The organism is Pseudomonas sp. Irchel s3h9 (assembly GCF_900187475.1).
Classification (GTDB): Bacteria; Pseudomonadota; Gammaproteobacteria; order Pseudomonadales; family Pseudomonadaceae; genus Aquipseudomonas; species Aquipseudomonas neuropathica.
This window is the reverse complement of sequence record NZ_FYDH01000006.1, coordinates 155,134-166,932: the sequence shown is the minus strand read 5'-3', so window position 1 is coordinate 166,932 and position 11,799 is coordinate 155,134. Positions and strand designations below refer to the sequence as shown.

Sequence of the window (11,799 nt, the reverse complement as noted above, 5' to 3'; positions counted from 1 at the left end):
GCGAGCCTGCTCGCGAAAGCGGTGTATCAGTCGACATCTTTATTGAATGACCCACCGCATTCGCGAGCAGGCTCGCTCCCACAGGGGATCTTCATTGATTTAAAGATTTGGGTACACCCACAACGCCACTGTTCCCGTGACGCCACGATGCAGGCAAGATGAAGCTCTGCAAGTCAGAACACAGGAAGCTGATCGTGACCGAAGCGTTTATTGTCGTTCAAACCGCCGAACAAGCCGTGGACCGTCTGGCCGAGCTGCATGAGCGGGCCACCACTGCGCTGAACTCGGCGCTCAAGCGTTACCTCAAGGATCGCGTCGAACCCGACGCTGCGCAGCGTGCTCTGTTTCGTTATCCCGAACTGCGTCTGACCTATCATTGCCAGGGCGAAGTGCCGCAGACCACCCGCGCTTATGCCAAGGTGCAACTGCCGGGCACCTATAGCGTCACCGTCACCCACCCGGCGGCGTTCCGCAAATACCTGCTCGAACAGTTGGTGCCGTTGATGCACGACTTCACCGTGACTGTGGAAGTCGGCGTCAGCCAGCAAAACATTCCGTATCCGTACGTGGTCGAGCAGGGCGATGAACTCGCCGGCTCTGGCGTCACCGCTGCCGTGCTGGCGCGGGTGTTCCCGAGCACCGACTTGTCTGCCGCTACCGATGGCATCGCCGACGGTCTTTACGACTGGGAAAACACCGATCCGCTGCCGCTGGCCTTGTTCGACGCCGCGCGCGTGGATTTCTCCCTGCGCCGTCTGGTGCACTACACGGGCAGCGACTGGCGGCATGTGCAGCCGTGGATTCTACTGACCAACTATCACCGCTATGTCGACCAGTTCATCGTCCATGGTCTGGAACAGTTGCGCCGCGACCCGCGTTTCGTGCGCATGGTGTTGCCGGGCAACGTGATCATCGAGAAGGGCATGGATCACGGCGAAGCGTCGGCGATTGCGGCCGGTGTGGTCTGGCACCGTTACCAGATGCCGGCCTATCACCTGATCGCCAGCGATGGCCACGGCGTGACGCTGGTCAACATCGGCGTCGGCCCGTCCAACGCCAAGAACATCACCGACCACTTGGCGGTGCTGCGTCCGCATTGCTGGCTGATGATCGGCCACTGCGGCGGCCTGCGTCAGTCGCAGACCATCGGCGACTATGTGCTGGCCCACGCTTACATGCGTCGCGACGGCATTCTCGACCGTGTGGTACCGCCGAACATCCCGATCCCGGCCCTGGCAGAAGTGCAAATGGCGTTGCAACAGGCTGCCGCCAATGTCACTGGCGAGAAGGGCGATGATCTGAAAAAACGCCTGCGCACCGGCACCGTGCTGACCTATGACGATCGTAACTGGGAATTGCGCTGGGCGCAGGAACGACCGTTGATCAACCTGTCCCGCGCCGTGGCCGTGGACATGGAAAGCGGCACGATTGCAGCGCAGGGTTATCGCCTGCGGGTCCCATACGGCACGTTGCTCTGCGTTTCAGATAAACCGCTGCACAGTGAAATCAAACTGCCGGGTTCGGCCAATGCCTTCTATGAACGCGCGGTCAGCCAGCACTTGAAGATCGGCATTGAAGCGGTGGACCTGCTGCGCACTGAACTCAACTCGTTGCACTCGCGCAAATTGCGCAGCTTCGACGAGCCGCCGTTCCGTTAACGCTTAGTCGTGGTCATTTGGCGGTCGGGGCACTAGCATTGTCAGCCCTGATCGCTAAATGTCTGCTCTCTTATGTCTCGTCCCCCGCGTCCACCTTCCCGCCGCCCCGGCGCGAAGCCTCAGTCGTCCGCGCCGCGCCGTGTTGCCAAGGCGCCCCCGGCCGAGCCGAAACTGATCCTGTTCAACAAACCGTTCGATGTGCTGACGCAATTCAGCGACGGTGAAGGGCGGGCGACGCTCAAGGATTTCATCGATGTGCCCGGCATTTATCCGGCCGGACGCCTGGATCGCGACAGCGAAGGCTTGTTGCTGCTGACCAACGACGGGCAGTTGCAGGCGCGTATCGCCGATCCGAAACACAAACTGGCGAAGACCTATTGGGTGCAGGTCGAAGGCGTGCCGACGGCTGAGCAATTGCAGCGCTTGCGCGATGGCGTTGAACTGAATGACGGCATGACCTTGCCCGCCGAAGCGCGGCAGCTGGATGAGCCTGAGTTGTGGCCGCGCAATCCGCCGGTGCGTTTTCGCGCGACCATACCGACGTCATGGCTGGAACTGGTGATTCGCGAAGGGCGCAACCGTCAGGTACGGCGCATGACGGCGGCGGTAGGCCTGCCGACATTGCGGTTGGTGCGGATGAAGATTGGTGACTGGACGATCGACGGACTCGATCAGGGCCAGTGGAAGGAAGTGCCGCCGCGCTTATAGAGCGCCGGACTCGATCAGGCCGATCACCACACTCTTGATGATGAACGCGGCCACGCCCAGGCCCAGTACGAAGAACAGAATGAACGAGCCAAAGCGCCCGGCTTTGGACTTCTTCGCCAGATCCCAGACGATGAAACCCATGAAAATGATCAGGATGCTGACCAGACCGGTCATCATCCACTCTTCTAATAAGGCTGGATCCATTGGGTTTCTCCGACGCGCATGGGGCTAAAAGGGCGCGGCGAGTATACGCCAAGGTGTGTGGGGTGACATTGATCTGGGTCTGATCCGGAACTGTTGCCCTCACCCTAGCCCTCTCCCAGAGGGAGAGGGGACTGACCGAGGTGTCTGGCGTCATACATCGACCTGAAAGATCGAGTCGATTAAGGATTCACAGCAGAACGCTCAGGTCGGCGTACTTCTTCAGCATCTCTCGGTCGGCCCCCTCTCCCTTTGGGAGAGGGCTGGGGTGAGGGGCTTTTGATCAGTTGCGCAGGTGGGTCAAGGGCAGTTCTGTGCTGTTGAGCACCTGATTCAGTACGAAGCTTGAACGAACGCTGGTCACCCCTTCAATCCGGGTCAGGTGTCCCAGCAATAGCTTCTGATAGTGATCCATATCCGGCACCACCACCTTCAACTGGTAATCTGCATCCACCCCCGTCACCAGACTGCACTCCAACACCTGCGGCAACGTGCGAATCGCCGCTTCGAAGTTCTCGAATCGCTCTGGCGTGTGTCGGTCCATGCCGATCAGCACATACGCCGTCAGGCTCAACCCAAGCATTTTGCGATCGAGCAATGCCACCTGACGCGAAATATACCCGTCGTCTTCCAGTTGCTTGACCCGGCGCGAGCAAGGGGAGGGCGACAGACCGATGCGCTCGGCCAGCTCCTGGTTGGAGATGCGGGCGTCGCGCTGCAATTCCGCCAAAATACTCAGGTCGTAACGGTCGAGTTTGCTCATCAATCTGTCCTTGGTTGTAACTATTGCGGAAGATTATCTATCCAGGGTTAAAAATTGCGCAAGTGGTGTTTATTTCAGCAATCTTCGCAATCCTCTGTCGCCGTCTCAGGCCTATTCTTATCACCAGAATCACTGCTCGGTAACACAGTCCATGCGGCCCGCCCTATCCGGCCTGCCGCGGCCGCCACCCCCACCGGGGTTGTGCCGGCCCCCGAGCTGCACACTGTCCAGAAGACGGCGTGAGGTGAGCCGACGTCAAAAGCGTCGAGCCAGGACGAAGTTCTCTAAAGGGAGGCCGACGGGTCTCCCTTTTTTCTTGCCTGCGATTTCATGCCGGACGCTCAATAAATAAGTTGCGTGACTGATAACCTGTTGCAGAACCCGGTGTGTGTATTCCCGGTCTTAGTGACAAGCCCTCTTACATTTACAGGCCCCGCAGTGAGAAAAAGCATGAATTCGCGCATCTGGCGTCTGGCCGGTGTTGGTTTGCTGTGTGTGAGTGTCAGTGCGCAAGCGCTTGCCGATGAACCGCAGAATCGCGGGCCGGAGGGCGGTGGCCATGGCCAGGACCATCAGGGCAATAATCAGGGCCATGGCGGCAACAATCAGCCGCGTCCGCAGAATAATCAGCCACAGCAGAATCAGCCGCGCCCGCAGAACAACGAGATCATTCGTGGCGACAACAGCCGCCAGTTCGAGCACAACGGCAACAACAATGGTCAGTGGCAAAACCACGACCAGAATCGTCCGGCGTATAACCCCAACCCGGTGCGCCAGCCGCCACCACCGCCACAACTGCCGGCCAATAGCCTGCCGATCCAGCCACGGCCCGATACCGTGCGCCAGACCCAGGAACCGCGTCAGGGTTACTACCGCGACGAGCGCCCGCAAAACGGTTATCACAATCAGCAATGGCAGACCGGTAACCGGCCCAATGACAATCGCTGGCCGGGCCGTCCGGATGGTCATGGCAATGGCTGGGGGCCTGGTCCGCAATATCGACCGGGGCATGTGATCGACCGTTTCCCGGATCGTGACTACCGCGTGCCGTATCGCGGTCAGGATTACTTCTACTCCGCAGGCTACTGGTATCGCCCACAAGGCCCGCGCTACATCGTCGTGCAGCCGCCACGCGGGATTCGCATTCAGTATTTGCCCGATTACGCCCGTGAAGTGTGGATCGGTGGTTCGCTATTGTTCCTCGCCGCCGGTGCCTACTACGCGTATCAGGAGGCGACCCAGGATTATATAGTCGTCGAGCCGCCGGTTCAGCCACAACCGCAGCCGCAATCCCAAGGTTATGACGTCGAAGCCTATCCGGCCAACGGCCAGTCGCCGGAGCAGGTGCAGCAGGACGGATACCAGTGCTATCAGTACGCCGTGCAGCAAAGCGGTTTCGACCCGCGCACCGCGACGTATCAACCGGCACCCGAAGTGGTGCAGGCGTACCGTCAGGCGCAGGGTAATTGCCTGAGCGGTCGCGGTTATCAGGTCAGTTACTGAAGCCGGGTTTGCGCCCGTTCTGACTTCACCACTTCCTGCGGGTCGGCGTGCACCAGCACTTCGGCTCGCGGGTAGGCTTTGTGAATGGCATCGGCGGCTTGGTCGCTGATGCCGTGGGCCACTGACAGGGTCAATTCCCCCGGCAATTCCAGGTGCAACTGCACAAACCAGTGGTTGCCGGAGATCCGCGTGCGCAAGTCATGCGCGCCCAACACCCCCGGCACGCTGCAGGCCAATTCGAGCATGTGCTGACTGACGTGGGTTGGCAGTTCTTCATCCATTAGCACCGAAAAACTTTCCCGGGCGATCTGGATCGCACTCCACAGGATATAGGCGGCAATGCCGAGTCCGAACCAGGCATCCAGTTGATGCCAGCCGAACCCGGCCAACACCAGCGCCACCAGAATACTGCCGTTGAGTAACAGGTCGGATCGGTAATGCAGTGAGTCGGCACGCACGGCGTTGGAACCGGTCTGCTTGATCACTCGATGCTGCAGCACCAGCAAGGCCACCGTCAGTAGCAATGAGAAAATGATCACGCCAATGCTGATCCACGGTGCGCCAAGCGGTTCCGGATGCTGGATGCGTTCATAGGCTTGAAACGCGATCAATACCGCGCTGCCGCCAATGAACAGCGCCTGCGCCATCCCCGCCAGCGACTCCGCCTTGCCGTGACCATAACGATGATCGTCATCGGCCGGGCGCAGCGCGTAATGCACGGCCAGCAGATTGAGCAGCGAAGCGATGCCATCCAGCGCCGAGTCGGTAAGGCCGGCGAGCATGCTCACCGAGCCGCTGAGCCACCAGGCGATGGCTTTGGCGATGATCAGCGTGCACGCCACCGCTACCGAAGCGCGGGTTGCCAGCCTGAGCAGGCGGGCGTGTTCGGGGCTGGATGTCATTGAACGTCCTTTTTAAGCGGCGGGTTGCAGGCCGAACATCGCCAGTTGTTGAGTGCTGCCCTTGTGTTGAATCAGGCGCGGATCATCCAGTGGGAAATCTCGGCCCAACTCGCTTTCGAGAATAGCCTGCAACTTGTGATTATCGACCTGGCCGTCCGGGCCGATGGCTTGCTTGAGTTTGGCCGGATCGATCTGCGCAGTGTGGCCCGGTTCGAAATAGATCGCACCGGTGGCGAAGTCGACGGCAAACGCGATCAGGCCGGGGATGATGTAGAACAGCAGGCCCACGGCGTCGAGCACGGCAATCGCCGGGTCGATCTTGCCGTCGATCTGCCCGCGCCGGTCCGGGTAGAAAATCGAACCGCACGCGGTAATTTGCGTGAGCAGGGTAGCGACCAGTACACCGCCGATCAGGCGAAAAGGTAAGCGCATGGGGAAATCTCCTGATTCATCTAAGAACGAAGCGTAGTCGTGTGAAGTTAAGACCCTGACGAACGCCTAGCAGTTCGCCGTTATACTCGCGCCTCTGTTTTGGAGCCAGCATGATTTCTTTGCCAATCGATGACGTTTTACCCGCCCTGCGTGAAGCCCTCGCGACACGCCACGAAGCCGTGCTCGAAGCACCGCCGGGCGCCGGTAAAACCACCCGCGTGCCCTTGGCCCTGCTCAATGAAGCGTGGCTGGCCGGGCAAACCATTCTGATGCTTGAACCACGGCGTCTCGCTGCGCGTGCAGCAGCGGAGCGTTTGGCCAGCGAGTTGGGCGAGAAGGTCGGGGAAACCGTCGGATATCGCATCCGTCTCGACAGCAAAGTCGGCCCCAATACGCGTATCGAAGTGGTCACCGAAGGCATTCTCACCCGCCGTTTGCAGGATGATCCGGCGCTGGAAGGCGTGGGCCTGCTGATCTTTGACGAGTTTCACGAACGCAGCCTCGACGCCGATCTGGCGCTGGCCTTAAGTCTGAACGGTCGCGAGCTGTTCCGGGCTGAACAGCCGCTGAAGATTTTGCTGATGTCGGCCACGCTGGAAGGCGAGCGTCTGGCCGGGTTGCTGGATGACGCGCCGATACTGCGCAGCGAAGGCCGCATGTACCCGGTGACGATGCGCTGGGGCCGGCCGTATCAGCCCGGCGAATACATCGATCAACGCGTTACGCAAACCGTGCTCGAAGCACTGCACGATGAAACCGGCAGCCTGTTGGTATTCCTGCCGGGACAGGCGGAAATCCGTCGCGTCCATCAACAACTGGCCGACGCGATCGGAGAGCGCAGCGATGTTTTGCTGTGCCCATTGCACGGCGAACTGGACCTCAACGCCCAGCGTGCCGCCATCGACCCGGCGCCGACCGGCCAGCGCAAAGTGGTGCTGGCGACCAACATTGCCGAGACCAGTTTGACCATCGACGGCGTGCGCGTGGTGATTGATGCCGGGCTGGCGCGGGTGCCGCGTTTCGATCCCGGCAGCGGCATGACCCGCCTCGATACCCAGCGCATTTCCAAGGCCAGTGCTACGCAGCGCGCCGGCCGGGCGGGGCGTCTGGAACCGGGCGTTTGTTATCGCTTGTGGTCGCAGGATCAACACGAGCAAATGGCCGCGTATGGCAGTGCGGAAATTCTTTCGGCGGATCTCGCCAGTCTTGCGTTGCAACTGGGGCGCTGGGGTGTGACGCCGGGCGAACTGGTCTGGCTGGATGTTCCGCCGGCGGCCGCTTATGCCCAGGCGCAGGAGTTGTTGCAGCGGCTCGGCGCGCTGGAAGGTGAGGCGCTGACTTCTCACGGTCAGGCCATGGCTGAGTTGCCGGCGCATCCGCGCATCGGGCATTTGCTCCTGCGCGGTCAGGCGCTGGGGCTGGCGAACATGGCCTGCGATGTCGCCGCGCTGCTGGGCGAGCGCGATTTCTTGCGCGGTGCCGGGGCAGATTTGCACAGTCGCTTGGTTCTGCTATCCGGCGAAGAACGCGCCGCTCGCGGTGCGCACGGTGGTGTGCAGCGCGCCCGGCAACTGGTGCGGCAATATCGCGGTTATCTGCGCGGCAAGGCGAGCGAGCCGGTCAGCGATCCCGATCATCCGCGCTGGCTCGGTGCCTTGCTGGCGCTGGCCTACCCGGATCGCGTCGCGCAACAGCGGCGTGCCGGTGGCGCCGAATATCGTCTGGCCAACGGTCGCGCGGCGCTGTTCGCCGAAGCCGATAGCCTGATGAAAGAGCCGTGGATCGTCATTGCCGACCTCGGCAGCCGTCAGGGCCAGCGCGAGGAGCGGATTTATCTGGCGGCGGATTTCGATCCGGCGCTGTTCGATTCGGTGCTCGCCGAACAGGTGCGCAACGTTGATCAACTCGACTGGGACGAACGCGAAGGCGTATTGCGCGCCGAGCGCCAGCGCAAGGTCGGCGAGCTGATTCTCAGCCGTGAGCCGTTGACCAGTCTTGATGAAAATGCGCGCAGTCAGGCGCTGGTCAATCTGGTGCGACGCAAAGGTCTGGAACTGCTGCCGTGGACGCCGGAACTGCGCCAGTGGCAGGCACGTGTGGCGTTGTTGCGGCAGTTGGAATTGCACAATCAGGACGACAGTCAGTGGCCGGATGTCAGTGATGCGACGTTGCTCGATACCCTTGAAGACTGGCTGATGCCGTATCTGGGCAAGGTCTCGCGGCTCAGCCATTTTGCTAATCTGGATCTGTCGAGCATTGTGCGTAACTTGCTGCCGTGGCCGCTACCGCAGAAGCTTGATGAGCTGGCGCCACATCATCTGAGTGTGCCGTCGGGGTCGTCGATTCGTCTGGACTACAGCGAGTTTCCGCCGATTCTCGCGGTGCGTTTGCAGGAGTTGTTCGGGCTGGCGGATACGCCGCGGATTGCCGGCGGGCGCCAGGTGGTCAAGTTGCATCTGTTGTCGCCAGCAAGGCGACCGGTGCAGGTGACGCAGGATCTGGCCAACTTCTGGCGCAGCACCTATGCCGAGGTGAAGAAGGATTTGAAGGGCCGCTATCCGAAACATTATTGGCCGGATGATCCGCTGGTGGCCGAGGCGACTGCACGGGCCAAACCACGCGGCACCTGAAGAGTAAAAAATCGCAGCCCGCGCAGCTCCCACAGGGTTTCGTGGAGGGGCTGCCTGCGATGTCATTTCATGAACGCGAAAAGACCGTTTTGACCCACCCCTGCAAGGTGTACTTCTGGTAGATGTGCTTAGGCACATCGACATACGGATCAGTAATGAACCGTTCCGGAATCACCGGGTTGGCCTCATCGATCACCAGAATGTTCGCCGGGTTGTAAAAGTCATAGTCGACCACGCTCTTGTTGGTGGTGATGACTTTTTTCCGTGAGGCCATGGCTTCGAAGAAACGGAAGCTCAAACCGGCCTGACCGGGTTTGGCAATGTCCAGAATAATCCGTGAGCGCTTGACCAACTCACCCACGGATTCCAGCGACATTCTCTGTTCGAAAAAAGTGATGCCCGGATGCGCGCCCGGGATCGGTTTGCTCTGAACCAGAAACTTGTAATCGGTCACCCCGAGGCAATCGAACGCCCGCGCGAGACCGGTAAGTGCCGGCACCCGATCCTTACCCGCCATCACCACAAACGCCGAGTATTCACCGGGCTCGCCGTCGGCGACGTAGTCGTCGTAAATGAAGTTGTGGAGTTTCTTCAGGCCGTAGCTTTCGGCATTCTGCGGATCGAAGGAAAACACCTCGTTATAACCGGCCAGTTCTTCGCGGGTCATCGGCCAGCGACTGAAACTGTCGTAGAGGTAGGCGATCTTGTGGTCCGAGACGTTGAGTCCGGCGGCCAACTGTTTCGTATCGATCTGGGCCGGGTTGATGATGAGCGCGACATCAAATCTCCCGCACGCAGCAATGGCTTTATTGAACTGGCGTAACTGCGCCCAGCGTTTCAGCGGGCGGCGCAAGATCTTCGGCGCTTGATCAAAGCTGTTCTGCATCGATGACGTATCGATGAAACACACGTCATTGTCGATCATCAGGTAGTCCGCCAGTTTGCGCGCGTAACCACCAATGTCCTTGCACACCAATAAGATTTTCATGGGATTCCATATCGTCAATTCGGGCGACGGGGCGATGATCCTCGGCCCTGCCTATGGCGCCGCCGGCAGCAGGAAGCGCGCAATCACCGGCAGGTGATCGGAGATGCGCAACGTGTCGTCCTGGCGCACCCTTGCTTCGACCCGCTTGATCTTCGGGCTGTAAAACAGATAGTCGACCGTGCGATCCGGGCCATTCAGGCCGGGATCGTTGGGGTAGTGGGTCAGCCAGCGCGCACGGTCGATGCCGCTGGCTTCGTTGTTGGTCGGGATCATCGGGTACTTGTCCCACAGCAGATGCAATTCGCTGTCGGCGGAGTAGGGCGTGCGCTGTTCGGCAGGCAGGCGGCGGTACTGGCCCAGCGGCAACAGATTGAAATCGCCGCCGATCAGCCACGGCAGGCCTTGGCTCTCATACTTGTCGAGCACTTTGGCTACGGCGGTCAATTGTGCTTGCGCGGTGTCACCCGGTTGGCTGGAGCGTTCAAGGTGGGTGTTGAATACGGTCAGTTGCCCGCCGTCACTCAGGGGCAGTTTGGTCGCGAGCAGGGCGTCTTTCGGCTGGAACTGGCGGTTGATGAAGTTGGCGGCAGCGACCGGCAATTGCAGGCGTTCGGCGTGTTCGATGCGGTAGCGACTCAGGGTCGCCAGTTGCCGGCCGACGCTGCCGTAAATGTGCGGGTCGGGAACGAATTCGGCCTTCCAGTCGAACGCACTGACACTGCACGGATACAGGTCGGCGACCCGTTCCTGCAACAGCTTGAGCTGGTTCTGATAGTCGCTGGCCTTGGCGCCGTCATCGAGCTCCTGCAACAGCACCAGATCGGGCTGCTCGTCGCGGATCACCCGCGCCACTTCGTCGAGGCTGAAGGCCATGTCTTCCAGCGTCGGCGCTTCATCATCGCCCTGAGCCAGATCATTCCAGAACACGTAGCGTTTGCCGGCCAGGTATTGCACGTTCCAGGTCATGACTTTCAGCGCCTGCCCGGGCACCAGCGTCGGTGTTGTGGCGGTGCAACTGACCGGCACGGTTTCGCGGGCGTCGGGGCGCCAGGTCAGGCTGAACAGCAGCCCGCCGATCAGGGCGATGGCGAGCACGACAAACAACAGGGTGTAGCGCAGTAGACGGGTCATGGCTCGGCTTATAGCGTTACAGAAAGTGGCCCCGAGCATACCTGACGGTCGTCTCGAAGCCCAAGCGCAGTGCTGTCAGATGGCTCTGTCACGTTTGTCAGGTAATTCGCTGATCAGCATGAACAGGCGGAACAACACCACACTGGTGAACAGTTGCAGGAAGCTGTGAGCGCTGTCGATCAGAATGGCGATCACAGGATTCTGCGGCTCGGGGTACACCGCCAGTGTCGCGCCTTTGAGCAACCACAGCGGCGTCATCACGCAGAGAATGCACAGCAGGATCCGCCAGAAATGCCCGCGGGTCAGGCGCAGGCTTTCCTTCATCGCCTGCAATGGTCCCATACCGCGCAGTACCAGCAGGTATTCGCCGAACGCGAGCATCACCATCAGCATCAGGCCCGGCAGGAAGTACAGCGACAGGCCCAGCAGAATCAGCAAGGTATTGAGCGCCGTGAGCAACGCGAAACGCGGCCACAGAGTGGCGGCCATCGCCAGCAGATCGCGGTTGCGCGGCGCCTCGCCACGGCTGCGCGCATCGAGAAAGAGGATCAGTGCGGCGGTGTACAGCGGATACACCAACAGACCAACGATGATGCTGATCGCCGAGATGTTATCCGGCCCGCTGGCGTGATCGACCACTTGTTGCAGGAATGCTTCGAAAATCACCAGCGGCAGGCACAACCGCACGATGCTGCCCAAATGGCGTTTGAAAAAATACAGAGAGTCGCGCAGCACTTCGAGGGCATTCATCAGTCGGTATCGCAGGTCGAAAACAGTGGCTCACTTTAACCGATGATGGCTGGCGCGACACAAACGTAAACATTCGGTAAAGGTCATTGAAACGTTTTGTCACCGTCTCCATTACAGGAGAGCACCTCGGCCA

The 11,799-nt window shown here is 60.4% G+C and carries 11 protein-coding genes; 4 read left to right on the top strand and 7 right to left on the bottom strand.

Annotated elements, in window-relative coordinates:
- The first annotated feature begins 158 nt into the window (after window positions 1–158).
- Both amn and CKW26_RS12155 read left to right on the top strand, forming a co-directional pair.
- Window positions 159–1,658, top strand: coding sequence for an AMP nucleosidase (gene amn, locus CKW26_RS12160; protein ID WP_016986142.1), 1,500 nt, complete (start codon window positions 159–161; stop codon window positions 1,656–1,658).
- Window positions 1,659–1,730: 72 nt separating this feature from the next.
- Window positions 1,731–2,366 (top strand): pseudouridine synthase, encoded by a 636-nt coding sequence (locus CKW26_RS12155; protein ID WP_095048759.1) that lies wholly within the window; start codon window positions 1,731–1,733, stop codon window positions 2,364–2,366.
- Here CKW26_RS12155 and CKW26_RS12150 read toward each other — a convergent pair.
- On the bottom strand, window positions 2,361–2,570 hold the full coding sequence (locus CKW26_RS12150) for a DUF2788 domain-containing protein (protein ID WP_007909655.1): 210 nt from the start codon (window positions 2,568–2,570) through the stop codon (window positions 2,361–2,363). The two genes, CKW26_RS12155 and CKW26_RS12150, sit on opposite strands and share 6 nt — an antisense overlap.
- 280 nt (window positions 2,571–2,850) lie before the next feature.
- On the bottom strand, window positions 2,851–3,330 hold the full coding sequence (locus CKW26_RS12145) for an Lrp/AsnC family transcriptional regulator (protein WP_008081091.1): 480 nt from the start codon (window positions 3,328–3,330) through the stop codon (window positions 2,851–2,853).
- A 450-nt stretch (window positions 3,331–3,780) separates the two neighbouring features.
- On the opposite strand from CKW26_RS12145, the gene CKW26_RS12140 reads away from it, so the two are divergent.
- Window positions 3,781–4,833, top strand: coding sequence for a DUF6515 family protein (locus tag CKW26_RS12140; protein WP_095048758.1), 1,053 nt, complete (start codon window positions 3,781–3,783; stop codon window positions 4,831–4,833).
- On the opposite strand, the gene CKW26_RS12135 is transcribed toward CKW26_RS12140, so the two are convergent.
- Both CKW26_RS12135 and CKW26_RS12130 read right to left on the bottom strand, forming a co-directional pair.
- On the bottom strand, window positions 4,827–5,735 hold the full coding sequence (locus CKW26_RS12135; protein WP_095048757.1) for a cation diffusion facilitator family transporter: 909 nt from the start codon (window positions 5,733–5,735) through the stop codon (window positions 4,827–4,829). The genes CKW26_RS12140 and CKW26_RS12135 overlap by 7 nt on opposite strands.
- 12 nt (window positions 5,736–5,747) lie before the next feature.
- A complete protein-coding gene (locus tag CKW26_RS12130) occupies window positions 5,748–6,167 on the bottom strand; it encodes a hypothetical protein (protein ID WP_016986146.1) in 420 nt (139 codons plus the stop codon).
- A 110-nt stretch (window positions 6,168–6,277) separates the two neighbouring features.
- Between CKW26_RS12130 and hrpB the strand changes: the two genes are divergently transcribed.
- The gene (gene hrpB, locus CKW26_RS12125) at window positions 6,278–8,797 is read left to right on the top strand and encodes an ATP-dependent helicase HrpB (protein WP_095048756.1); all 2,520 of its coding nucleotides are present in this window, start codon (window positions 6,278–6,280) and stop codon (window positions 8,795–8,797) included.
- A 67-nt stretch (window positions 8,798–8,864) separates the two neighbouring features.
- On the opposite strand, the gene CKW26_RS12120 is transcribed toward hrpB, so the two are convergent.
- The 3 genes from CKW26_RS12120 to CKW26_RS12110 form a co-directional block, all read right to left on the bottom strand.
- Window positions 8,865–9,785: a hypothetical protein gene (locus tag CKW26_RS12120; protein ID WP_095048755.1), complete on the bottom strand. Its 921-nt coding sequence runs from the start codon at window positions 9,783–9,785 to the stop codon at window positions 8,865–8,867.
- Window positions 9,786–9,836: 51 nt separating this feature from the next.
- Window positions 9,837–10,916 carry an endonuclease/exonuclease/phosphatase family protein gene (locus CKW26_RS12115; RefSeq protein WP_095048754.1) on the bottom strand — a complete coding sequence of 360 codons (1,080 nt, stop codon included), beginning with the start codon at window positions 10,914–10,916 and terminating at the stop codon, window positions 9,837–9,839.
- 75 nt (window positions 10,917–10,991) lie between these two features.
- Entirely contained in the window at window positions 10,992–11,666 is a 675-nt protein-coding gene (locus CKW26_RS12110; RefSeq protein ID WP_095048753.1) for a YciC family protein, read from the bottom strand.
- Window positions 11,667–11,799: the final 133 nt, after the last annotated feature.

What these genes read in the sequence shown, in the direction of transcription:
- hrpB (WP_095048756.1), top strand. Translation starts at nt 6,278, where the DNA reads ATGATTTCTTTGCCAATCGATGACGTTTTACCCGCCCTGCGTGAAGCC.
- CKW26_RS12145 (WP_008081091.1), bottom strand. Translation starts at nt 3,330, where the DNA reads ATGAGCAAACTCGACCGTTACGACCTGAGTATTTTGGCGGAATTGCAG.
- CKW26_RS12115 (WP_095048754.1), bottom strand. Translation starts at nt 10,916, where the DNA reads ATGACCCGTCTACTGCGCTACACCCTGTTGTTTGTCGTGCTCGCCATC.
- CKW26_RS12110 (WP_095048753.1), bottom strand. Translation starts at nt 11,666, where the DNA reads ATGAATGCCCTCGAAGTGCTGCGCGACTCTCTGTATTTTTTCAAACGC.
- amn (WP_016986142.1), top strand. Translation starts at nt 159, where the DNA reads ATGAAGCTCTGCAAGTCAGAACACAGGAAGCTGATCGTGACCGAAGCG.
- CKW26_RS12140 (WP_095048758.1), top strand. Translation starts at nt 3,781, where the DNA reads ATGAATTCGCGCATCTGGCGTCTGGCCGGTGTTGGTTTGCTGTGTGTG.
- CKW26_RS12120 (WP_095048755.1), bottom strand. Translation starts at nt 9,785, where the DNA reads ATGAAAATCTTATTGGTGTGCAAGGACATTGGTGGTTACGCGCGCAAA.
- CKW26_RS12130 (WP_016986146.1), bottom strand. Translation starts at nt 6,167, where the DNA reads ATGCGCTTACCTTTTCGCCTGATCGGCGGTGTACTGGTCGCTACCCTG.
- CKW26_RS12150 (WP_007909655.1), bottom strand. Translation starts at nt 2,570, where the DNA reads ATGGATCCAGCCTTATTAGAAGAGTGGATGATGACCGGTCTGGTCAGC.
- CKW26_RS12135 (WP_095048757.1), bottom strand. Translation starts at nt 5,735, where the DNA reads ATGACATCCAGCCCCGAACACGCCCGCCTGCTCAGGCTGGCAACCCGC.
- CKW26_RS12155 (WP_095048759.1), top strand. Translation starts at nt 1,731, where the DNA reads ATGTCTCGTCCCCCGCGTCCACCTTCCCGCCGCCCCGGCGCGAAGCCT.